The following is a 23,943-nucleotide window of genomic DNA, read 5'->3' on the forward strand; positions in this document are numbered from 1 at the left end:
AACATTACTGGCTATTTGTCAGCGCCTAACGCGCGCGCTAAGCCAGCTCGTAGTGCAGTATCTTTGCTTACTGTCCAGCCGTGTAAATTCTCTTTAACCAAACCAAACAACATATCAATGTGTTCTTCGTCGCTGTTTAATGCGGGAATGTATTCGTACTTTTCACCACCGGCTTCCATGAAGTATTCACGATTCTCTTCGCCAATCTCTTCGATAGTTTCTAGGCAATCGGCAGAAAAACCGGGGCACATAACTTGTATTGATTTCACCCCTTGCCCCGGCAACGACTTCATTGTTGCGTCAGTGTAAGGTTTTAACCACTCTGCTTTACCAAAACGAGACTGGAAGGTGGTCATGTACTCTTCGTGAGTTAGCCCAAGTTCTTCGGCCAACAAACGCGATGTTTTATGACATTCACAGTGATAAGGGTCGCCATTTAATAAGTAGCGCTTTGGAATACCATGGTAAGAAAGGATAAGCTTATCGGCTTTACCGTGTTCTTCCCAGTATGCCCGTACTTTATTTGCCAACGCCTTAATGTAGTCAGGCCTGTCGTTATAATGATTCACGAAGCGAAGTTCTGGTAACCAGCGGCGTTTAGTAAAGTCTTTCGCAATAGCATCAAAAGTAGACGCCGTAGTAGAGGCGCTATATTGAGGGTACAAAGGCAAGACCACTAACTTTCTTACGCCTTGCGATAACATACGTTCAATAGCGTCGCTAATAGCAGGGTTACCGTAACGCATAGCAAAATCAACCACGACATCGTCGCCATATTCTGCTTTGCAACGCGCCTCTATTGACGTTGCTTGGGCTTTGGTAATAGTAAGCAACGGTGATCCTTCATCCGTCCAAACGGTTTTATATGCTTCAGCCGAACGCTTAGGGCGAGTATTTAATATAATGAGGTTTAAAATGAACCACCAAAGCGCACGAGGTATTTCTACTACCCGCGGGTCTGAAAGAAACTCTTTTAGATAAGGGCGCAGGGCCGCCGCAGTTGGGCTTTCTGGTGTACCTAAATTGGTAACTAACACGCCTATTTTGTCTGACTGACTGTGAGTAAAACCCTGATTGCTTTTGAACTTCATCAAATATTCCGCACTGAACAAACAATATAACTAGTATACTGAATTTACGGCGATTTTGGGTGAATAGACCACAAATTTACCACGATTGATGCAATTAAATTTAGCGATTAAAAAAGGCGGCCTTAGCCACCTTTTTAGTCTTAATATTTTCAATCAGTTAAGGCTGATAGTAGGTTGCTGCACCTGGACCTACAGGCATGCCTAATACAAAGACCCATAGATAAAACAGTATGGTCCAACCCACGATAAATACCATGGAGTATGGCAACATCATCGCAATTAGGGTGCCCATTCCTAGGTCTTTCTTATACCGTGCAGCCATAGCCAAAATAAGACCGAAGTAGCTCATCATAGGCGCAATAACATTCGTTACTGAATCACCAATACGGTACGCCGCCTGAATAACCTCTGGTGAATAACCAATCAGCATTAGCATGGGCACAAAAATAGGCGCGGTTACCGCCCACTGCGCTGAGGCACTGCCTAACGATAAGTTAACCACACCACACATTAAGATGAATAAGATAAACACCGATGGGCCATCTAGGCCAGCCGCTTGTAGAAGCGCAGCGCCTTTAACGGCTAATACTGTGCCTAAATTCGTCCATTTAAAGAAAGCCACAAACTGTGCAGCAAAGAAGACCAATGTAATATAAAGCCCCATTGCGCCCATGCTTTTTGCCATAGCATCAATCACATCACGGTCATTTTTCATCGACCCTGTAACACGGCCATAAACAAAACCAGGCACAGCAAAAGAAACAAAGATAAAGGCAACAATACCTTTTAAGAAAGGCGAACCAGCTACCGCACCGGTCTCTGGGTGACGCAAAATACCGTTTTCAGGCACAATGGTGAGCGCTAAAATACCGCATACTACAACAAAAGCGATGCCTGCCCAACGAAGCCCTTTCTTTTCGATTTCCGAAGGCGTGTCCATTGATTGCTTACTTAAATCTACAGAAGCTTCTGATTCATCGAACTTGCCTAATCGTGGCTCTACCACCTTTTCAGTCACCAGAGCACCCATAGTGGCTACTACAAAGGTACTGATAAACATGAAATACCAGTTAACTTCTGGGCCTACCACATAATCAGGGTCAATCATGTGAGCGGCGGCCTCGGTAATACCCGAAAGCAAGGGGTCCACCGTACCAAGCAACAAATTTGCACTGTAGCCTGCTGATACACCGGCAAAGGCGGCTGCGAGACCAGCGAGAGGGTGGCGACCTAACGAATGAAATATCATAGCGGCTAGTGGTATTAACACTACATAGCCAAGCTCTGAGGCGGTATTTGAGATAATACCCGCAAACACTACGGCAAAAGTAACCGTACGCTTTGAAGCATTCATCACTAATGAGCGCATAGTGGCCGACAACAAGCCTGAATGCTCAGCAACTGATACACCAAGCAATGCAACTAATACGGTACCAAGAGGAGCAAAGCCGGTAAAGTTAGTCACCAGACCAGTAACAATACGTTGTAAGCCTTCTGCGCTCATTAGCGAAATGACTTCTATCATGCCATCAGCTTCGCGACCTTTTGCACCTTCTGGGCGAGGGTCGACTACTGCTAAATCGAAATAGCCAAGAATACCGCTTAACACCACAATAAAGCAGGCCAGCATGGCGAATAAAGTAACGGGGTGTGGCAATAAGTTCCCAAGAAATTCCACAGTAGCGAGAAATCGGGAGAATAAACCACCTTGTCCGCCCTGATTTTGGGCAGATTTATTTTTTGTATTTTCCGGAATCAAAACATTCCCTCTGTCGTTTTATTACCCAGTCACTACCAACTAAGCAGCAGGGATATCTGCCGTGCAGTTTAATAATGCTGCGTTTTATAATAATAAATGCTCGTCTATTTTAACGTATTTTGAGCAATTTTGGCAGTAGGTGGGCAAATTGGACAATTTAAAGTGTTCGTAAAGCGCGGCAAATATTCAGTAAAGCTTTTCACTTTCAGCTAATTACACAGTTTACAGCAGGCACAAAAAAGCCAGTCTAAAGACTGGCTTTTTAACAAAAAACGATGTTAGGTATTAATTACCTTTAGATGCGTTCATGTAGCGGAAAAAGTCGCTATCTGGTGCAATCACCATCACATCTTGCTTATTATTAAAGCTGGCTTTATATGCATCCATACTTCTTAAAAAGCTGTAAAAATCAGCATTTTTAGAATAAACATCTGCATAGATTTCAGCTGCTAACGCATCCCCTTCACCACGAAGTTGACGGGTGTTACGTTCAGCATCAGCAAGCATTACCGTTACTTTGGCGTCTATATCAGCGCGGATAACTTCAGCTTGCTCTTGGCCTTCTGAACGGTGCTCTCTCGCTACACCCGCTCGCTCTGCACGCATGCGTTGAAAGATTGAATTACTGACTTCCGTAGGTAAGTTAATCTGCTTAACACGTACATCAACAATTTCGATACCAAGCTCATCAGAAGAGGTTGAAGCCTGTTCCATAGCTTGGTTCATTAGTGCTGAACGCTCACCAGATACAATCTGGGCAATGGTACGAGTACCAAATTCAGAACGTAAACCGTTATTCACTTTTTGTTTCAATAGCGCTTCGGCTTGCAGCTTGTTACCACCTGTTGAGAGGTAATAGCGAGCGAAGTCATCTATGCGCCATTTTACATATGAATCAACGATCAAATCTTTCTTTTCACTAGTAACGAAACGGTCAGGTGTATCATCCAACGTTTGTACACGTGCGTCTAAGTGACGAACAGAGTCAATGAATGGCAATTTGAAGTGAAGACCAGGTTCGAATACTTTCGTATCGCCAGTGGCATCATCTCGTTGGATCTTACCAAATTGAATAACAATGGCACGTTCACCTTCAGTCACTACAAATAGAGAGCCTGAAGCAAGAACCGCAAGAAGTACTAATACTGCAATCGCTAAATTCTTCATCATAATTATCTCCCCTCTCTGTAGCTGTCACCACGTACACCAGAGGTGGACGATGAATTACGGCTATTTTGACCTTCGTCAGTCACCGGCATTTGTAACCCTTCTAAGGTACTGCGTGAGCGCGGTGTTGAACTGCCTTGTTGGCGTTCCATGATTTTATCTAAAGGAAGATACATCATGTTGTTTCCACCTTTACTGTCCACAAGGATTTTACTGGTATTGCTCAATACCTCTTCCATTGTTTCTATGTAAATACGTTCACGTGTCACTTCAGGTGCTCTCTCGTATTGAGGTAGCAACTCTTCAAAGCGAGCAACTTCACCTTGCGCTTCAAGTGTTACACGCTCTTTATAAGCCTGAGCTTCTTCGTTCATACGGTTAACTTGACCACGTGCACGAGGTTCAATTTCACGTGCGTAAGCTTCAGCTTCGCGAATGAAACGCTGTTCATCTTCCTGGGCTGAAATGGCATCATCAAATGCATCTTTCACTTGCTCAGGTGGGCGTGCATCACGGAAGTTCATGTCGATAATCGACACTCCCATGTTGTACGGTTCAATAATAGCTTGAAGCTCTTCCCAAACGCGTTGGCGAGCCACTTCACGACCATCAGTAAGAACATCATCCATGGTTGAATGACCTACTACGTAGCGGATTGCACTGTCTAAAGACTGGCTTAAGCTCGTTTCTGGGCTTTCAACAGCAAACGTCCAGCGGTATGGGTCTACAACGCGGAATTGCATTTCCATCTGTACGCTAACCACGTTCTCGTCTTCCGTTAGCATAGAGCCTGACGAAGATTGGTCGCGTATAGATTGCACATCCACAGGAATAACTCTGTCGATAAATGTTGGTGCCCAACGTAATCCAGGTTCAACTTGCTTAGCATACTCACCGAAACGTAATACTACGCCTCGCTCAGCTTCACGAATGGTGTAAAAACCGCTTACAGCCCAAATGATCACAACTAAGCCAATTAAAATACCAGCACCGATACCGCCCAAACTCTTACCTGAGCCACCGCTACCGCCGCCAGACTTTCCGAACTTACCGAATAAGTTCTTGAATACATCATCTAAATCGGGGGGACCTTGATCACGTCCGCCGCGATTTTTCCACGGGTCGTTATTATTGCCACCCGGCTCATTCCAAGCCATGCTGATACTCCATAGATTACAGTTTTATTTTTGAAATTCGCATGCATTGCCGTGCTAAAAATTAGCAGCGGTTAATGTCGCACAACATACTCTGATATTCCGTTCTCTAAACGCTTTTCAAGTCTGTTCCAATCTGCCATTGGCATTCGAACATCTACCACCCAATCACCTTGATTGTCGTATTCTTCACTGGATATACAATTCAATTCAAATAGTACACCACGAAGACTACTTTGCGCTGGGGGTATTTTAAGCGTGTAGTTAACCATACTTTTGCTTAAACACTCAGTTAATGCTTGCCCAAGCAACTCGGTGCCTTCACCGGTTTGAGCTGAAAGCCAAACTCGGGTTGGAACACCTTCCTCGTTTCTTTCAATACGAGGGTTTATGTCATCTAGTTTATCAATCTTATTACATATTAGTAATTGTTGAATCTCACTGGCGTCTATTTCTTCCAACACAGCGTTCACTTCATCAATGGTTTCACGATATTTCGCATCCGCAATATCCACCACATGAAGCAAGAGATCAGCTTCTTGGGTTTCTTGAAGCGTGGCTTTAAATGCCGCCACTAGGTCGTGTGGAAGATGCCTTATAAAGCCTACCGTATCGGCTAAAATGGCAGGCCCTACGTCTTTCAAATCTATTTTTCTAAGCGTAGGGTCTAACGTAGCAAACAATTGGTCTGCCGCATACACGTGCGCGTCGGTAATAGTATTGAAAAGGGTAGACTTACCAGCATTGGTATAGCCCACTAAGGATACTGTGGGAATTTCAGCACGCTTTCTAGACCTGCGTCCTTGCTCGCGCTGCTTTTGTACTTTCTCTAAACGGCGAAGAATAGCTTTTATGCGCCCACGGAGTAATCGACGGTCAGTTTCAAGCTGGGTTTCACCCGGCCCACGCAAACCTATACCACCTTTTTGGCGCTCTAAGTGAGTCCAACCTCGAATAAGACGCGTAGAGATGTGACGCAATTGAGCGAGTTCAACCTGAAGCTTACCTTCATGCGTTCTTGCTCTTTGCGCAAATATATCGAGGATAAGCCCGGTTCTATCTAGCACTCTACATTGACAAACCGCTTCTAAGTTTCGCTCTTGAGAGGGCGACAAACTATGGTTAAAGATAACGACATTAGCGTCGTGCGCTTTAACTGCTGCTGCGATTTCTTCCGCTTTACCCGAACCCACAAAGAATTTAGCTTGGGGTGCACTTCGCGAAGTTGTGATAACTTCTACCGCGTTTACACCCGCAGAAGACACAAGCAATTCGAGCTCGGCTAAATCTTCTTTGCTGTTTTCATCAGTAAAATTAACATGAACTAGTACAGCCTGTTCACCGGCTTCATAACGGTCAAACAAGCGCGTTACCTTTTAATTTATTCAGCTTTAGTATTTTCAGATTCTCCTGTAGCACTCGGCATAGTGATAGCGCGAGCTGGAACAACGGTGGAAATAGCGTGCTTATACACCATTTGGCTGACTGTATTTTTAAGTAGAATCACGAACTGATCAAATGATTCAACTTGTCCCTGTAATTTAATGCCGTTTACCAGATAAATAGATACTGGAATACGCTCCTTGCGTAATGCATTTAAGAATGGGTCTTGTAAAGATTGCCCTTTAGCCATTTGATATCCTTAGTTTTTATTATTCGTAGCCCTTACTCTCGGCCACTGCACGTCTAATGTATACCACACTCAACTTATTAGAGTGTGACTTTCGCTGTAATTTTAGTCAAATTATCTTTACAAAATGTGTCTAGCCAAGTGAGGTTTTCCCACCCCCTAAGCCACGTAAGCTGTCGCTTAGCGAGTTGCCTAGTTGCGATAATGCCCCTTTCGCGCATTTGCTCGTAGGACAATTGGCCTTCTAAGTATTGCCACATTTGTCTATAGCCAACCGAACGGATTGACGGTAAATCTTCGTGAAGATCGCCCCGTTCAAACAGTCGCTTAACTTCTTGTTCAAATCCATCATCTAGCATCATGTCGAATCGCTGGGCAATTCGCTCATGTAAGACGCTTCTCTCTTTTGGAGCAATAGCAAATTGGCTAATATCGTAGGGGCAAGGACTGCCTTTCTCGTTTTGCCAGTCTGTTAGCGTTTTGCCCGTTCCACGAAATACTTCTAATGCTCTGGTCAATCTTTGAGGGTCGTTAGGGTGAATTCTGTCACCGCTAATAGGATCCACTCGGCAAAGCTCGTCGTGCAATTTTTGCCAACCGTAAGCTTCTGCTTCACTGGCTATTTCACTGCGTATCTTTTCATCTGACTTAGGTAGTGGCGAAATTCCATTTATCAAGGCATTAAAGTACATCATTGTACCCCCAGCCAATATTGGTACCCTATTTCGACTATGAATTTCTTCTATAAGCCTAATAGCATCGTTACAAAACTGTGAAACAGAGTAACTTTCTGCTGGGTCAATAATATCAATAAGATGATGAGGAACTAACGATTTCTCGGCAGCCGTAGGTTTCGCCGTACCTATATCCATATTAGTGTAGACCAAAGCTGAATCAACGCTGATAATTTCACAGTCCATTGTTTCAGCTAGCGACAGTGACAAACCTGTCTTACCTGACGCCGTTGGGCCCATAATGGAAATAACAGGTAATTGAGACTGATACTTGTCCGATGTATTCGATATATTCGATATATTCGATGCAGATTTTATGCCATCAACCATGGTTATTTCCCCATATTGAAAGCAGGCCATCTAACGAGCGCACTTTACCAAATCGCTCTATACATTCCCATTGTTTCACGTCGTTTTTCTCATCCAACCAGTGCCACAATTGTTCGCATAATATTTCATCTAAATCTTGGTCGTCAGTTAACACTAATTGATAGCGCTTATCATCATTTGCAACGTCGCTCTCTAACAGCCTTTCAAACCAACGTATCCAAGGGAAGTGCCTTGTGCCTGCGGGTACTTGCTGCAATCTATACTTGCCCGCCACTTGGTTAATTTCAAAGTTAAGCGCATTAAGTGCTGCAATTTTATCAGGCTCAACATGGGCAACTTCAAGCGCCACTGGCATCAACAAAGGTTGTGAATGTTCAGCCGCCTCAAATACCTGTTGTAAGTACACATTTGCGAAAGATTTTACATCCAACAGGTAAACATTTTCACTGTGTACGTAAATTCTACAATATGAGTTTAGTGCAACGTGCTGACTTTGCTCACGCTCTGATGATGGCGGCGTGTCGCTATTTGGCGTCATTAAACGATTAAAATTAGATTGATAAGCCGCGGTTGGCGCTTTCGATTGTCTATGCCCAGATAAAGAAGCGCCACCTGAGCCGCCTAAACCTGATTGAGATGACGAGGCCGGAGAATGGCTTAAAGGTCGTATATAGTCATGACTTTGCTGCGGTGGATTAAAACTCACTGGTTCATCAAAGCTCTCAGCTTCGCCATGTTGTTGAGTTTCACTCTCATTGGTAATTGAGTGCAGTGCATCACACACTGTCTTACAAATGAAATCATGTACTAAACGCCCTTGCTGAAAACGAACTTCATGCTTTGCCGGGTGTACGTTCACATCCACATCTTTAGGGTCTAACGTAAGATATACAACAAAAGAGGGCTGTTCTAATACACCCCACACACTTTCGTATGCTTGCCTAATAGCATGCATGATTAACTTATCGCGCATGCCGCGCCCGTTTACAAAACTAAACTGGCAATCGTTACTGCTACGCAGCATTACTTCGCTACCTAGCCATGCATTCATGGTAATTCCTTCGTATTCCACATTGATGTGTACAGCGTTATCAATGAACTTTTGCCCTACTACAGCGGCAATACGAGAGGCAAGTGAGCCATGTTTATCGGCAATATAGCGCTTAGTCGTCTTGCCGTTATGTTTCAGAATAAAACTAGCATGAGGGTAACTAAGGGCAATCCGTTTCACCACATCTTCAATGTGTTGAAACTCTGTTTTTTCGGCGCGCAGAAACTTGCGCCTTGCTGGCGTGTTGTAAAAAAGGTCCGCCACATCAATGGTGGTCCCTTTGGGGTGAGCGGCTGGCTGAATATTAACTGCCATTTCCCGGCCTTCGCAGTAGGCCTGCCAGGCTTCACTTTGTGATTCGGTTTTAGAGGTTAACGTTAAACGGCTAACCGAACTTATACTCGCCAAGGCTTCGCCACGAAAGCCTAACGATAAGATTCGCTCTAAATCATCTAATGTTGAAATTTTACTGGTAGCGTGGCGACTCAGCGCAAGCTGTAATTCATCTTTAGCAATGCCTGCGCCGTTATCTTTTAAACGAATACGTTTATGGCCGCCTTTCTCAATATCTATTTCTATTCTATCGGCGCCTGCATCTAGGCTATTTTCTAGTAACTCTTTAACCACAGACGCAGGGCGTTCAACCACTTCCCCTGCGGCAATCTGGTTGGCCAATTGTGGCGATAATAATTGTATAGACAAAAGAAACTCGTAGGTAGAAATTGATTAACGTGATGTTAGGTTCTTGGAATAGTAAGTACTTGCCCTATTCTCACCACATCACTATTTAAATTATTGGCAGCTTTTAAGCGGCTAACGTTCACATTGTAGCGCTGGGCAAGAAGCGAAAGCGACTCTCCACTTCTTACAGTATGGGTTCGACTATCTGCACGTTCAAGTGCCCATAATGTACCATCTGGGGGGACTTGCTTAAAATAGCGTTTTGCTGCGGTAAACATGGCTTTCGCCAGTTTTTCTCTATGTTTACCCCAGTTGAGATTTTTCTCTTCTTGCGGGTTAGAAATAAACCCTACTTCAACCAAAATGGATGGAATATCCGGCGCAGTGAGTACAGCAAAGCTGGCTGCTTGAGGCGCGCGCTTGTGCAAGGAAGTCACCTGCTTCATTTCCTCAATCACTTTGTTACCCAAGTCATGACTGGTGGCCATACTATGATCCATCGATAAACCAAGGATGGTTTCCGCTAAATAACGCTCACTCGATTTATCGCTGATAACTTCTGCCGCACCACCAAGTAATTCAGAGTGTCGTTCTGATTTTTCTAGCCAGCGACCTAGTTCTGTATCGGCACGGCGCATCGACAGTACCCACACAGATCCCCCTTTGGGCTGTGGTTGGCTAAACGCGTCAGCGTGAATCGATATTAATAAGTCCGCTTTTTGCTTGCGTGCCAGTTCTGGCCGTTTGTTTGGCGATACATAGTAATCACCACTGCGCGTCATAATGGCCCGCATACCACGTTCACCATTAATCATGGCTTCTAGTTTTTTGGCAATGCTTAATGTAATGTGCTTTTCATACGTACCGGCTGGCCCAATGGAACCTGGGTCTTCGCCACCGTGACCTGCATCAATAGCAACAATAATATCTCGGTTTCTGTGGCTGCTCGAGCCATCCATGACAACCGAAGACGATGAAGCATTTGACGGTGGAGTACTTGATGCTGAATTATTACTACCAGCAGCTGGGGCTGCGCTATCTTTTAAATCAACTACTAACCGATGCCCATAGGGTTTAGTCGGCGTCATTGCAAATAAAGAAGGTGAAGCTGCACGGTTTAACTCAATAACCACTCGGGCTGATTGTTTATTTTTAGGTGTGGAATAGCGTACCTTTCGCACTAAATCGCCAGACTCAGATTGAAGAGATAATATCTTACTATCACTCGTATTCGATAAATCGATAACCAAGCGATGTGGATTTTTAAGGGGGAAGTAGGTGAATTCCGGCGCAGATGACATATCGAAAACTATTCGAGTATTATCTGGCGAGGGCCAAATCCTTAGTCCATCAATTTGATTTTGTGCAGCATGGACAGTTTGCACTACAACCCAAATGCACATAACCGATAAAATTTTACGTACCATGCTTCGCCTTTATTTTGCTTGTTGCCACAAGCTTATAGTCGTTATTGTTTATCAAAGCTTACTATTTATAGCGTTTTACAACCTTGCAATATCTTTGCGCCTTTCACGCTTGTCGCTTCAACACTGAACTGACGACCAGTTGGCACAATATTTATACTAATCACAATGTCTGGTGATGCCAAGTATTCAGCCCCATTTTCTGACCATTCTATAAGGGCAATGTTTCCTGTGCCGAAATAATCTCGAATACCCATGAACTCAAGTTCTTCTGGGTCGGCTAAACGATACAAGTCGAAATGATAAATTGAGACATTTTCTAGCTCGTAAGGTTCCACCAAGGTATAGGTCGGGCTTTTTACATTCCCATCATGCCCTAATGCTTGAATGAAATACCGGCTGAACGTGGTCTTTCCTGCGCCTAAGTCACCGTTTAAAAATATCACGGCATCTATTGGCTGCTGGGCCGCTACGGCATTCGCCAAATCCTTTGCCATTGCTGACGTATCTTCAGGTGTTGCAGCAAAAAATGAAGAGTGCGGGTAAGACATCTTTTTAAGGTTCCACATGACTAAACTAAAAGGCTGATATTGGCATTAAGCCTACACAGCCCATGCCAATAGATTTACTGATTAATTAACGCACGTACGGCATAAAATAGATCACTGGCTATCATACCACGTTGTCCGTACAGCTGGGCAATATCATCGCCCGCTTTAGCATGTAGCACCACGCCGTACTTAGCGGCAATATCAACACTAAGGCCTTGTGCCATAAGCGCGCCTAATATACCGCTTAGTACATCACCGCTACCTGCGGTTGCCATACCAGGGTTACCATGGCGACAAACCCACGTTTTCTTTTCATTGTCGATAAGCGTGCCGGCCCCTTTTAAAACACATACCGCATGGTAGCGCTGCGAACATTGTCTGGCGTAATTGAATCGGTCGCTTTCTACATCGTCAACAGACACACCTAGGAGTCGCCCCGCCTCTCCCGCATGAGGAGTCAGCACGCAGTGTTCCAGTGTATATGCGGTTGACTGTTTGCATAAAAGATTGAGTGCGTCAGCATCGATGACGATAGGTTTATTTTCACTTTGACAGTGTTTGAGTACGCTAGCGAACACACTTTGTGACCATTCATCTTGACCAAGTCCTGGACCAATGACTACGCATGACGCCCATGCTAAGGCATCATCTAAGTGGCTTGATGTCACCATCAACTCAGGTCGACCTGCGCTAACTTGAATAGTAGACGCCTCGTGGGTGTAGACCCGCACCATACCAGCACCACTTCGAAGAGCCGCTTCCCCAGCTAGCCTAATAGCACCGGCCGTTCCGCGATTTCCGCCCACACACAGCAACCTGCCATAGGTTCCTTTATGGCTGTGAACATCCCGAGGCCCCATGCCTTTGAAGTGCTCGATATTTAATAAGGTTGCGCTGGCTTTTGCTAAGGTCTGAAACGCTTTACCTATTTCTAAATCAGCGTACACCAACTTTCCACAAGATTGCTTACCTGCCCCTGTGACCAAACCAGGTTTGATACCTACAAAGGTAACAGTGACATCGGCTTGAACGCAGCGCCCTAAACTTTGGCCTGTGTTCGCATCTAATCCTGAAGGTACGTCGATACTGACCACGGGGGTTGTTGAATCGTTGATAGCGTCGATAACGTCGGCGAATTCATTGCGAATGTAGCTGTTAATTCCCGTACCTAATAGTGCATCGATGACTACGTCTGCTTTTTCAATCAGGGCAACATCGAAAGGTTTAATACTGCCGCCAGCATCTAGCCATTGCTTTTGTGCAGTGCCTGCATCACCGTCTAACACGCGGTCAGGTTCAATTGCGCAAACATACACTTTTTTACCCGCTTTTTTCGCATTTAATGCTGTAATATAACCATCGCCAGCATTGTTACCTTGGCCTAGTAAAATTAAATACACATCAGAATTAGCGAACAAACTTTGGCACTGTTCAAATACAGCACCACCGGCGCGTTGCATTAACGTGAACATATCACAGCCAGACTGAGCAGCCGCTTCGGCTTCATTTTCTCTGACCTGATCGGCCCGAAACAGTTTGTATGATAAACTTGAGGTGAGTTGAGTATCTAGCATAAGTACATGTCCACTATTAATTCTATCGACCTAATTCAATTGACCCAAGATATCAAGGCTTGGGGCCGCACGCTAGGCTTTCAGCAAGTTGGTATTAGCGACATTGATTTACATCAGCATGAAGCTCATTTAACTAAATGGTTAGAGAACGGCTATCACGGCGACATGGCCTTTATGGCTAACCATGGGATGAAGCGGGCCCGGCCCGACGAACTTGTGCCAGGCACACTGCGGGTTATTAGTGTGCGGATGAACTACCTTCCACCCGATGCCTCGTTCGCAAAACATTTAAGCCAACCAGATACAGGTTATATAAGCCGATATGCCCTTGGTAGGGATTATCACAAGGTATTGCGCAAGCGTTTGAAGCAACTGGGTGAGAAAATTACCACCGCGCTGAGTGACACCCAGTACCGCCCGTTTGTAGATTCAGCGCCGGTATTGGAACACGCCATTGCAGAAAAAGCGGGAATAGGTTGGACAGGAAAACACAGCTTAACCATTAATAAAGAAGCTGGTTCTTGGTTCTTTTTAGGTGAACTTTTTATTAATGTTCCCTTGCCCATCGATGCCCCCATCGAAGAAGGCTGTGGTACATGTACAGCATGCCTAACTATCTGCCCTACTAACGCAATAGTAGCGCCTTATAAAGTAGACGCTAGGCGTTGTATTTCCTATCTTACTATTGAATCAGATAAAGATATTCCCGAGGAACTTCGCCCGTTAATGGGTAATCGAATTTATGGTTGTGACGATTGTCAGCTTATTTGCCCATGGAATCGTTATGCCGATATTACTGAAGAAGAAGACTTTCACCCCAGAAAGGTATTGCATGGGCAAAGCTTAACAACCCTTTTTTCATGGGACGAAGCTACCTTTTTGACCAATACAGAAGGGTCGCCTATTCGCCGGATTGGGTTTGAAAAATGGCAACGTAATATTGCCGTCGCATTGGGAAATGCCAACTATAGCGAACTAACTGTGAACGCCCTTCAGGTAAACCTTGGAAAGGTGAGCGATAAAGTGGATCGACACATTACGTGGGCATTAGCACAACAAGAAAATAAAAAAGCGGGTTTAGCGTTAGAAGAGAAGGCAAATAGACAACAAAAAAGATTAACTAGAGCGGTAGAGAAAGGGTTACCCAGAGACGCGTAACAAGACAAAAGTACTCGTTAAATAAAGTAGGTTGGCTAGGGGCTGAGTAAATGGGGGGCTGGATAAATTAGCGCCTAGATTAAACTAACGCTTGGGCTAAATCAGCGCTTGTACTAAGTAGTTGCATCACTGATAAGCACGGGTCTAGATGAAAACTTAACACCAATTTGTGTGTTTCCCTCTTCAATATTGCTCACTTCAAGCATTTCACCAAATTGCCACCACGACTGAGCTTTCAAATCGTTAAGCATTCGCTCGAACCCCGCATGACTGCCAGAGTATTCCCCTGTAAATTCACATTCTGATTGCGTGCATTGAAACGTATTTAAGGTGAGTTTTTGCCCACTGGGATGAAACGCTAAAAATTCCGTTATTTCGTTTTGGACCTGAAATTCAGAGAGGTCTTCATTGGTAGCGAGTGTGTGCGCGCTTTTCGGGGTCTGGGCGTATGCTTCGCCAGACATTTGAGGGGTAGCTTTAATCACCCTAAGATTGCTACTTGCTGTGGTGCGCGAACGCTCCAGCACAGTATTCAAACGCTCTTTTTCCACGTTGGAATTAGCCAACTTACCGTGGTAAAAGCCGAACTGATAACCTGTCACGGCAATAAAGAGAATGAGTACAATAACAACCCAGGGTTTCATGATTTCCTTACCAGCTTGTTGGCGAATCGTAGCTAAACATTTAGCTACGAATATAACTACTTATGATAAGGCGCACTGAGTTCGTGAACTGAATTCACAAACACACCTGCATTTTCTGGTGGCACATCTAAGTGAATACCGTGACCTAAATTGAATACATGGCCAGAACCTTCGCCATAACCCGATAGGATAGTGCCAACTTCTTCACGAATTCTTTCTGGCGAAGCATAAAGCATGGAAGGGTCCATATTACCTTGTAATGCTACCTTGTCACCAATACGTGCACGGGCTTCAGCAATATCAATAGTCCAATCAAGACCTACTGCATCACATCCAGTCGCAGCAATTGACTCTAACCACATGCCGCCGTTTTTGGTAAACAAAGTCACCGGTACTTTTCTTCCATCGGCTTCACGGGTAAGTCCATCAACAATACGCGCCATATATTGCAATGAAAAGTCTTTATAATCACGTGGTGACAACACACCGCCCCACGTATCGAATATCATGACTGATTGTGCACCTGCTGCTATTTGAGCATTGAGGTATTCCGTTACGGAATCGGCCAGCTTCTCTAGCAAGGCATGCAAAATAGCCGGTTCAGCAAACGCCATTTTTTTGATTTTAGTGAAAGCCTTACTTGAGCCACCTTCCACCATATAAGTAGCAAGCGTCCAAGGGCTACCGGAAAAACCAATTAAAGGCACGTCGCCATTTAGTTCACGGCGGATGGTGCGCACTGCATTCATTACATACTGCAGTTCACCTTCTGGGTCTGGCAAACCAATTTTATCGACGTCGGCTTTACAGGTAATTGGCTTTTTAAAACGCGGGCCTTCGCCAGTTTCAAAGTAAAGCTCTAAGCCCATCGCATCAGGAATCGTTAGAATGTCTGAGAATAAAATAGCGGCATCTAATGGAAAACGACGAAGTGGCTGTAAAGTCACCTCACAGGCAAGCTCCGCATTTTTGCACAACGACATAAAGTCACCAGCGACTGCTCGCGTTGCTTTGTATTCAGGTAAATAGCGGCCAGCTTGTCGCATCATCCATACAGGCGTGACATCGACAGGTTGCTTTGATAACGCCCGTAGGTAACGATCATTCTTTAAAGCGGGTTTAGCAGCACTGGTAGCTTTTTGCGACATATATTCACCTGAAATTAGAAAAATAAAACGGCGAAATTATACCAGCATTCATTTCATTTTGTGCTAAAAAGCTGTCTTAATTTGGCAACTTGCGATACTTACCCTTTATAATGCGACGAACAATACTTGAAAAGGGGCTTGCACTACTAGTAAGTGTTTGCTACTAATATATACAGCAACGACAAAGAAGCCCGCAAAGGGACCGTGCTAAACTCATTGAAACCCTGCTTCGGCAGGGTTTTTTATTTGTCTTCTAATTGCGACAGTGTTTTGGCAATGAGTTGGCCTGCAATCGAGAATGGCGGTGGAATGGTTGGTAATGCATCAATACTAAACCACTGTGCATCATCAATTTCATTTTCCTGACACCGAATTTCACCACTTTCATACTCAGCAATAAATCCAACCATTATAGAATGCGGGAATGGCCATGGCTGGCTTTCGATGTAACGTAAGTTCTTAACTTTTACCCCCACCTCTTCGAATACTTCCCTGTGAACGGCTTCTTCTAAACTTTCGCCGCTTTCTACAAAACCAGCAAGGGTTGAATACATATTCGCTTCTTTGTGCCTAACGCCTTTTGCTAATAGCAATTTTTCATTATTGTGTATTGAAACAATGATGCATGGTGATACACGGGGGTAACTTCTGTGATGGCAGCGATGGCAATGCACGGCCATTTCCCAATTCACTCTTTCGGTATGTGAACCACATTGACCACAAAACTGATGAGTTCTTAAAAAATGGACATACTGCCACGCCCGACCTATGACTGAAAAACCGATTTCTTGTTGCTCAAACAACAATTGGCGTAATGACACCGACTCCCATTGTTCGTCTTCTATGGTTTCAGCACCAAGGTCAACAACAAAGACAGGTTCATTTTTCTGAGCTGACTCATGTAATGGAGGGAGTTGATGAATCTCTTCGCGATAATTTTCGAGAAAGGTAAATTCATTGATATGCGCTAAAGGAACGTTTATTTCGCCTTTACGAATGACAATGCGACCCTTGGAAAAAATGATCCATTGCCCAATCTCAGTCTCGATTTCACTATCGCTGCGCTTTATCATCATAAAACTGTCATCCAACCATTAAAGATATACAAGGTAAGATAACATATATTTAATTACGACAACGAAGTGGGTTCAATTTGTGTCGTATAGGCTGAGTGTTATACTAGGTTAAAATGCTGGTAAATAGCAGGTGCTGAATTAATAAAAAGCGCTGATTGAAAGGATCATGAAATGTTACAGCAGTTAGAGAAGGTAAAAGTAAAATGGGGCGGCAAAAGTGACACTGTCGATAATTGGCTGTTAGCCAGACAGTCACTGCTTGTGTCCTATTGCCATTTAGCCGGTTTAGACCAGCAAGGCGAGTCACTGCCTGAAGCAAATGACATCGCTAATTTTTGTGAAAACCTAATGGATTACCTTTCCGCTGGGCACTTTGAGGTCTTTGATATGTTGGTTGACGATGAAGCAGAAGGAAAAGCGTTAAAACAGCGTCTTTACCCAAAACTTACGCAAACCACTGACTCAGCCCTACAATTTAATGATAAATTCGCAGAGGCACTTACTATTGAACAAGCGGCTGTTTTTGACAGTGAGCTTGCGAATATTGGTGAAACTCTTGAAGAGCGCTTTGCTTTAGAGGACCAATTAATTGCACATATGTACGCCAGCGTAGAGTAAATAAAGCGGGTAAACATCTGTCATTAATGACGTCATTACCAATATAATTAGTAAAATAGCCACGGTAGCAATAAATGAATAAAGCCACGCTTATCCACAAGGCTCGCGCATACTGCGAGCAAAGAGGTGCGAGATTTACCCCTCTTAGAGAGAAAGTGTACGAAATATTAGTCGCAAAGCACGGTCCAATGGGGGCCTACGATTTGCTAGATGCGCTAAAAGAGACTGAGTCCGGTGCAAAACCTGCCACCGTTTACCGAGCCCTCGATTTTTTACTCGATTTCGGTTTTATTCATCGTCTCGAGTCGACCAATGCATTCGTAGCCTGTTATCATTTTGGTTGTAACCACCCTGTTCAGTTTCTTATTTGCGACAGTTGTGGTGACGTTGCAGAGATACAGTCTGAAGGTTTGAAAGAAACATTAGATAGTCAGGCAGAGGCCAACGGCTTCAAAGTGTCTAAACAAACAATAGAAGCGCATGGTCTTTGTGCTGATTGTCAACAAACGGAAAATACCGTTGCAAAGGAGCACTCCCATGAATGCTGAATTCGTTAATCCGTTTATCTCTGGTTTACTTAATGTATTAGAAACCATGGCGCAAACTAAACTTACTCCGGGTAAACCTAAACGTAAGCAAGGCGATGTAGCTAAAGGCGATGTATCTGGGTTAATTGGTATGGTAGGCCCTAGTGTGCGTGGCTCAATGTCTATTACCTTTGAAGAATCTCTTGCCCTTACCATTATGGAACGCATGGTTGGAGAACGCCCTGAAAAACTTGATGCAGAAGTTGGGGATATGGTTGGCGAAGTCACTAATATGATATGTGGAGCGGCAAAACGCGACCTTGCAGATCGTGGGTTTGAATTTGGAATGGCGACACCTATTGTTGTGTCTGGTAAGCAGCACACCATCAGCCATCAGGTCAGCGGCGCGAAAATCATTCTTCCGTTTATGTGTGATGAAGGATTGGCGCACTTAGAGATCTGCTTTGACAAATAATTCCTGGTACTCTGAAAAAATTACACTACCTGAATTTCCTCGTGGCTTTCATCTAGTAACAGAGTATATAATTAGCGCTTTACCCATGCTGCAAAATATTGAGGTAGGTCTTCTTCATTTATGGCTTAAACACACCAGTGCCAGCCTTACAATAAATGAAAATGCAGATCCGACGGTTAGGTCGGATATGGAGGCCTTCTTTAACTATAGTGTAAAAGAAAACTTGCCCTTTTTCCGGCATACTTACGAAGGTAGTGATGATATGCCGGCTCACTTGAAATCAAGTCTGCTGGGGTGTCAGGTTTCAATACCGGTGGAGAAAGGGAGGCTACAACTTGGTACTTGGCAGGGCATCATGCTAGGCGAGCACCGAGATATTGGCGGCCAACGAACGATTATTGCCACATTACAAGGGCTAGCGACATCGCCTATATAACAAAATGGCATATTAATTGCTTAGAACAACTAAGCACAAGCTAGAATTATCATAAATCGATAATCACTCAACGTTTAACAGGATGTGACTATGAAAAAACACTTTAAATTAGCGGCACTTTCGCTTGCCGTACTTTCATCAACTGCCTTTGCACAAGATTCTTCTGAGCCAGAGTATAAAAACTGGTTTGGTATTTCTGGTCTTTATTATAACACTGACGTTGAACGTCCTACTTCTGAAGTACTAGATGACGGCCAAGGCGTATCATTCGAGTACGGATTCCGCTTTACTCAAAGCTGGGCAGCACGTGTTGAATTTACTGCTCTAGAACTAGACTACGTTGGTGGTTCTAGTGATGACGGCGAAATGGTAGGTGTTGATGCACTTTACTTCATGCCTAACGATGCATGGTACTTATTCGGTGGTGTTAAACGTCAATCAGTTGGCGAATCAACTACTTTAGGTAACATTGGTATTGGTAAACACTGGGATATCTCTGAAGCTGTTAAAATTGTTACAGAGATTGCTACTTATCACGACTTTGGTGAAGATTATAACGACTACAGTGTGAAAGTTGGTTTAGCGATTCCTTTCGGTAAATCTACACCTTCTGCGCCTAAAGATGCTGATAACGATGGCGTAATCGACAGTCGCGACCAGTGCCCTATGACACCAGCTGGTGTTCGTGTTGATGCAACTGGTTGTAACGTTGATAACGACAACGATGGCGTGCTTAATAGTGTAGACCAGTGCCCTAACACACCAGCAGGTACTGCTGTTGACGCAATGGGTTGTGCACTAAAAGATGCTGACAACGACGGCGTTGTAGATGCGAAAGACATGTGCCCAGACACAGCTGCTGGCGTTAAAGTTGATGCTAAAGGTTGTACCGTATTTGACGAAGAAACAGTAGAAATTACACTACGCGTTCTTTTCGACAATGAAAGCTCTGTTGTTAAAGCACCTCGTGATCCAGAAATATCTGAATTTGCTGAATTCATGAAGCAATACACTAACACTACTGCGGTAATTGAAGGTCACACTTCTGCACCAGGTTCTGAAGCATACAACATGGATCTTTCAGAAGACCGTGCTGCATCTTTCAAAGAAGTAATGGTAGACATGTACGGTATCGACGCTAGCCGTTTAGAAACTGTTGGTTACGGTGAGACTCGTTTACTAGATACAGCTAAAAATGCCGAAGCACATCGTGTTAACCGTCGCATCTCAGTGACTGTTAAAGATACTGTTAAGGTTCCTGAAGAGAAGTAAGCTTCCCTCAGACACAAAAAAGGCGCCTAATTGGCGCCTTTTTTATTGCTCATTTGTGTTCATTCCAATAATTAACCTTATTGCCATGCATCGGTAGTAAACGTCTCTACTTGGTTAATATTCGTCAGGCATTGCTGGACCAGCATAATTGTCAAAACGAGAGAACTGGCCTTGGAAGGTAAGACGGCTGGTTCCAATAGGACCATTACGCTGCTTACCTATAATAATCTCTGCTACGCCCTTCTCTTCACTGTTCTCATGATAAACCTCATCACGATAGATGAACATAATAAGGTCGGCATCCTGCTCGATAGAGCCTGATTCACGCAAGTCTGAGTTTACTGGGCGTTTATCGGCCCGTTGCTCTAGGCTTCGGTTGAGTTGCGATAGGGCAACCACTGGTACTTCCAGCTCTTTTGCTAATGCTTTAAGTGAGCGGGAAATTTCAGCAATTTCTAAGGTTCTGTTATCACTGAGTGAGGGCACACGCATAAGTTGGAGGTAATCAATCATGATCAAGCTTATCCCCCCACGTTCACGAGCAAGTTTACGCGCTCGGCTTCTCACATCCATGGGGGTAAGGCCAGATGAATCATCAACAAATAATCTGTCTTTATCTTTCAACATCGCCATGGTGTTAGAAATGCGTGCCCAATCTTCGTCATCCAACTGAGCGGTACGAATTTTGGTTTGATCCACTCGGCTGAGTGATGCCAACATACGCATCATGATTTGTTCAGAAGGCATCTCTAAACTGAAGACTAATACCGGCTTTTCCTCAGACATCATGGCATTTTCAACCAAGTTCATCGCAAAGGTGGTTTTACCCATTGAAGGACGTGCAGCAACAATAATTAAGTCTGAAGGCTGTAGACCACTGGTCTTTTTATCTAAATCGGTGAAGCCGGTAGTGACACCCGTCACTTCTTTGTTGGTTTTAACCAAAACTTCAAGACGGTCGATGGTTTTACCCAGCACCGCTTCTACATCGCGGGGACCTTCATTTTCACCGGTGCGGCGCTCTGCAATTTCAAACACTTTGCTTTCGGCTAAGTCGAGAATGTCAGCGCTGTCACGACCTTCGGGATTATATCCGACTTCCGCGATTTCATGGGCCACACCAATAAGCTCACGTGTGATTGCACGTTCACTGATAATTTGCGCATATGACACCACGTTCGCAGAACTTGGTGTATTTTTAGCTAGTTCACCAAGATAGGCAAAGCCACCTGCATTTTCAAGTTCATCGTGCTTTTCAAGCTCTTCCGATACAGTGATAAGGTCGACCGGTGCGCTTCTATTTAACAAACGAGTAATGGCGCTATAAATGGTTTGATGCGAGCGGTTATAAAAGTCGGTATCAGTAACGAGCTCCGCTACTTTATCCCAACTTTCTGGATCTATAAGCATACTGCCAAGAACAGACTGTTCGGCCTCAATACTATGAGGAGGAACTTTCAACTTCTCTACATTATTATCGCCTTTTGGAGGGGATACCACTTACACTACCTACTCTGTTTACTTGAAGCACGGCTGACTATTATGCGCTTTTGCGCTTCGTTGAACAATGGAGTAAGAGATCATAAATGAAGGTTAACAAAAATTATTAACGGCTAATATGCCCCTACCATTTGTGAAGCGCTTGTCTAACAAGGGCTCTTCAAATATCACAACCCAAAGAACCTTTGCTTAGAGCGTTTTTTCAATGCGGAAAAAAGTGCCATCAAAAACGGTATAAGCAACATTGTGCTCTTGAAACAACAGCACTGAACCTAACGCCTGCGGGCCATTAGCACAAGAAAGCTCGACCTGCGTAATTTTACCATCATCGAAACCTAACGCGTTGCCCTCTATTTTGAAGCTAGCGGCTATTTGGTCGGAATCAATTTTTTCCTCGGCATACGTAGGAGACTCACATGCCTGCTGATTCAATTGTGCGCCGTCTGCATGGTAAACTAACGAACTACCTAACACATCGTTAGCTTCTGTAGCGCTGTGTGCTGAGATACCTGGCTGGTAAGCTTGGGTTACCACCCATGTGCCTTCAAAAAAAGCAGGATCTTGTACTGCGCATCCTAATGTTAATACGCTGATGCTTATCGCGCCGGCTATAAGGCCGTGAAAACGCCAAAAGCGTTTTAAATGGCTAAGAATATTCAAAGCTCTCTTCCTAATTATTGATTATTTAGCGCTATTTGCGGATATCAACTTTGCTATTTTGACGTGGGGAGAAACGTTACGTTCACTAGCGTGGGGTAAATAGACACAAAACTGCGGCGGACAGATTAATTGCGCGTGAATTATGCGAAATATGGTGTAGCACCGTGTAGCAATCGAGCGCTAACCAAATAGCAACCTGATAGCAATCTGCCCTAACTTAATCAATATGTGGGGGCGTTAGTGCTTTTTTCAAGCAGAAACGCCCATGTTTTAACTACCTCAACCCTTGTCGCTACTGCGTATCCAAGGTGATACGCCCATTCACCGTTGAAATATCAACATTTGCAGAACCGCCATTGTTGATAAACCGTAGCCAACTGCTAGGGCCATATTTTGGCTTTTTAACTGCGTCACTACTTACGTTATTAATAATCTTGCCACCTGCATGCGTCTCAATATCAAATTGTGCCGATACTTCAGGTTGAAGGTTAAAACGTAATTCTCCACCTACGGAACTGGCTTTCAGTCGTCCGTTTTCGTTTAAGTGCAAGCGCGCATTCGTGGCGCCATTCACAGTGGTCACACTAAGAGAATCTATTTTCTCTAAGGTTAAATCAATGCCCCCATTGACGGTTTCCACAGCTACGTCAGGGCTGGTGGTACTTAACCTTAGGTCACCATTAACGGCAACAAACGTCACATTTTCCTTGCCTGAATGAACGGCTTCTACATCGCCATTCACAGTTTCAATATCAAGTTTGCCTTTAACATTGTTCAACGCAATGTCACCGTTTACCGACTCTACTTTAACGCGGTTTCCAATGTCGGTTAGTTCAACATCTCCGTTCACCACTTCAACATTAACACTATGAATTATATCGTTTATTTTCACATCAGCATTAACCGCGGTGTAGTTAACGTCGCTGGATTTAGGCACAAAAATAACGAGGTCATCACCTTCATCTTTGTTTTTCCACCAGTGCTTGCCGCTACGCTCCACTTCAACATGAATCACGATAACATTGCCACGTTGCTCGAAGATAAATTCATCAGTGTTGTCTCCCAGTTCACCGGTTACGTGTACTTGCGGTTTATCCCAACCTCTAATTTCAGCGTCACCGTTAACGTGCTCTATATCAATTTTTACATTATTGGGGGCATCAAGTACGCGGTCTATTTTCTCACCTGCATGCGCAGTCAACGTCAACATTGTGCTACTTAAAAGCGCACCCTGAAAAAGTACACTAGCTAAGGTTTTGCGAATGATAGTCATAATAAAACTC

At 44.1% G+C, this 23,943-nt stretch carries 23 protein-coding genes; 6 read left to right on the forward strand and 17 right to left on the reverse strand.

Annotated features, from left to right (window positions below; translation table 11 throughout):
- Nucleotides 1-11 precede the first annotated feature (11 nt).
- The 11 genes from hemH to AV939_RS18405 form a co-directional block, all read right to left on the reverse strand.
- Complete coding sequence (gene hemH, locus AV939_RS18355) at nt 12-1,091, reverse strand: ferrochelatase (RefSeq protein WP_057795593.1); 1,080 nt, start codon at nt 1,089-1,091, stop codon at nt 12-14.
- A gap of 157 nt (nt 1,092-1,248) precedes the next feature.
- Nucleotides 1,249-2,850 carry an AbgT family transporter gene (locus tag AV939_RS18360; RefSeq protein WP_257721658.1) on the reverse strand — a complete coding sequence of 534 codons (1,602 nt, stop codon included), beginning with the start codon at nt 2,848-2,850 and terminating at the stop codon, nt 1,249-1,251.
- Between the two features lie 285 nt (nt 2,851-3,135).
- On the reverse strand, nt 3,136-4,017 hold the full coding sequence (hflC, locus tag AV939_RS18365; RefSeq protein WP_057796548.1) for a protease modulator HflC: 882 nt from the start codon (nt 4,015-4,017) through the stop codon (nt 3,136-3,138).
- Between the two features lie 5 nt (nt 4,018-4,022).
- Nucleotides 4,023-5,174: an FtsH protease activity modulator HflK gene (hflK, locus tag AV939_RS18370; RefSeq protein ID WP_057795591.1), complete on the reverse strand. Its 1,152-nt coding sequence runs from the start codon at nt 5,172-5,174 to the stop codon at nt 4,023-4,025.
- A 71-nt stretch (nt 5,175-5,245) separates the two neighbouring features.
- On the reverse strand, nt 5,246-6,535 hold the full coding sequence (gene hflX / locus AV939_RS18375; RefSeq protein WP_057795589.1) for a ribosome rescue GTPase HflX: 1,290 nt from the start codon (nt 6,533-6,535) through the stop codon (nt 5,246-5,248).
- A 17-nt stretch (nt 6,536-6,552) separates the two neighbouring features.
- On the reverse strand, nt 6,553-6,804 hold the full coding sequence (gene hfq / locus AV939_RS18380; protein ID WP_013786373.1) for an RNA chaperone Hfq: 252 nt from the start codon (nt 6,802-6,804) through the stop codon (nt 6,553-6,555).
- Between the two features lie 77 nt (nt 6,805-6,881).
- Nucleotides 6,882-7,775, reverse strand: a complete 894-nt coding sequence (miaA, locus tag AV939_RS18385) for a tRNA (adenosine(37)-N6)-dimethylallyltransferase MiaA (protein ID WP_057796546.1) — start codon at nt 7,773-7,775, stop codon at nt 6,882-6,884.
- Nucleotides 7,776-7,857: 82 nt separating this feature from the next.
- Nucleotides 7,858-9,618, reverse strand: coding sequence for a DNA mismatch repair endonuclease MutL (gene mutL / locus AV939_RS18390; protein ID WP_057795587.1), 1,761 nt, complete (start codon nt 9,616-9,618; stop codon nt 7,858-7,860).
- Nucleotides 9,619-9,653: 35 nt separating this feature from the next.
- On the reverse strand, nt 9,654-11,024 hold the full coding sequence (locus AV939_RS18395; protein WP_057795585.1) for an N-acetylmuramoyl-L-alanine amidase: 1,371 nt from the start codon (nt 11,022-11,024) through the stop codon (nt 9,654-9,656).
- Nucleotides 11,025-11,089: 65 nt separating this feature from the next.
- Nucleotides 11,090-11,572 carry a tRNA (adenosine(37)-N6)-threonylcarbamoyltransferase complex ATPase subunit type 1 TsaE gene (tsaE, locus tag AV939_RS18400; protein ID WP_057795583.1) on the reverse strand — a complete coding sequence of 161 codons (483 nt, stop codon included), beginning with the start codon at nt 11,570-11,572 and terminating at the stop codon, nt 11,090-11,092.
- Between the two features lie 74 nt (nt 11,573-11,646).
- Nucleotides 11,647-13,146 carry a bifunctional ADP-dependent NAD(P)H-hydrate dehydratase/NAD(P)H-hydrate epimerase gene (locus tag AV939_RS18405; protein WP_057795581.1) on the reverse strand — a complete coding sequence of 500 codons (1,500 nt, stop codon included), beginning with the start codon at nt 13,144-13,146 and terminating at the stop codon, nt 11,647-11,649.
- Between the two features lie 6 nt (nt 13,147-13,152).
- Between AV939_RS18405 and queG the strand changes: the two genes are divergently transcribed.
- Entirely contained in the window at nt 13,153-14,304 is a 1,152-nt protein-coding gene (gene queG, locus AV939_RS18410) for a tRNA epoxyqueuosine(34) reductase QueG (protein WP_057795579.1), read from the forward strand.
- 113 nt (nt 14,305-14,417) lie between these two features.
- On the opposite strand, the gene AV939_RS18415 is transcribed toward queG, so the two are convergent.
- From AV939_RS18415 to nudC, 3 genes are all read right to left on the reverse strand, one after another.
- Entirely contained in the window at nt 14,418-14,948 is a 531-nt protein-coding gene (locus AV939_RS18415; protein ID WP_057795577.1) for a hypothetical protein, read from the reverse strand.
- Between the two features lie 56 nt (nt 14,949-15,004).
- A complete protein-coding gene (hemE, locus tag AV939_RS18420; RefSeq protein WP_013786381.1) occupies nt 15,005-16,096 on the reverse strand; it encodes a uroporphyrinogen decarboxylase in 1,092 nt (363 codons plus the stop codon).
- A 242-nt stretch (nt 16,097-16,338) separates the two neighbouring features.
- Nucleotides 16,339-17,172 carry an NAD(+) diphosphatase gene (gene nudC, locus AV939_RS18425; RefSeq protein ID WP_082605018.1) on the reverse strand — a complete coding sequence of 278 codons (834 nt, stop codon included), beginning with the start codon at nt 17,170-17,172 and terminating at the stop codon, nt 16,339-16,341.
- A gap of 171 nt (nt 17,173-17,343) precedes the next feature.
- Here nudC and rsd point away from each other — a divergent pair, with 171 nt between their 5' ends.
- From rsd to AV939_RS18450, 5 genes are all read left to right on the forward strand, one after another.
- A complete protein-coding gene (gene rsd / locus AV939_RS18430; RefSeq protein ID WP_057795575.1) occupies nt 17,344-17,790 on the forward strand; it encodes a sigma D regulator in 447 nt (148 codons plus the stop codon).
- Nucleotides 17,791-17,864: 74 nt separating this feature from the next.
- Nucleotides 17,865-18,338, forward strand: a complete 474-nt coding sequence (locus AV939_RS18435) for a transcriptional repressor (RefSeq protein ID WP_057795573.1) — start codon at nt 17,865-17,867, stop codon at nt 18,336-18,338.
- Nucleotides 18,328-18,792 carry a chemotaxis protein CheX gene (locus AV939_RS18440; RefSeq protein ID WP_013786385.1) on the forward strand — a complete coding sequence of 155 codons (465 nt, stop codon included), beginning with the start codon at nt 18,328-18,330 and terminating at the stop codon, nt 18,790-18,792. The genes AV939_RS18435 and AV939_RS18440 overlap by 11 nt, the downstream gene beginning before the upstream one ends.
- Nucleotides 18,782-19,228, forward strand: coding sequence for a secondary thiamine-phosphate synthase enzyme YjbQ (locus AV939_RS18445; protein ID WP_057795571.1), 447 nt, complete (start codon nt 18,782-18,784; stop codon nt 19,226-19,228). The genes AV939_RS18440 and AV939_RS18445 overlap by 11 nt, the downstream gene beginning before the upstream one ends.
- A 90-nt stretch (nt 19,229-19,318) precedes the next feature.
- A complete protein-coding gene (locus AV939_RS18450; RefSeq protein WP_057795569.1) occupies nt 19,319-20,500 on the forward strand; it encodes an OmpA family protein in 1,182 nt (393 codons plus the stop codon).
- Between the two features lie 114 nt (nt 20,501-20,614).
- Here the strand turns inward: AV939_RS18450 and dnaB are convergent, their stop codons facing one another.
- The 3 genes from dnaB to AV939_RS18465 all read right to left on the reverse strand — a co-directional run bounded on the left by dnaB (nt 20,615) and on the right by AV939_RS18465 (nt 23,933).
- Entirely contained in the window at nt 20,615-22,000 is a 1,386-nt protein-coding gene (dnaB, locus tag AV939_RS18455) for a replicative DNA helicase (protein WP_013786388.1), read from the reverse strand.
- 189 nt (nt 22,001-22,189) lie between these two features.
- Nucleotides 22,190-22,660: a hypothetical protein gene (locus tag AV939_RS18460; RefSeq protein ID WP_057795567.1), complete on the reverse strand. Its 471-nt coding sequence runs from the start codon at nt 22,658-22,660 to the stop codon at nt 22,190-22,192.
- Nucleotides 22,661-22,952: 292 nt separating this feature from the next.
- Nucleotides 22,953-23,933, reverse strand: a complete 981-nt coding sequence (locus AV939_RS18465) for a DUF4097 family beta strand repeat-containing protein (protein ID WP_231751139.1) — start codon at nt 23,931-23,933, stop codon at nt 22,953-22,955.
- Nucleotides 23,934-23,943: the final 10 nt, after the last annotated feature.

Origin of the sequence: Alteromonas sp. Mac1 (genome assembly GCF_001562125.1) — a bacterium.
In the GTDB taxonomy this organism is placed as follows: domain Bacteria; phylum Pseudomonadota; class Gammaproteobacteria; order Enterobacterales; family Alteromonadaceae; genus Alteromonas; species Alteromonas stellipolaris.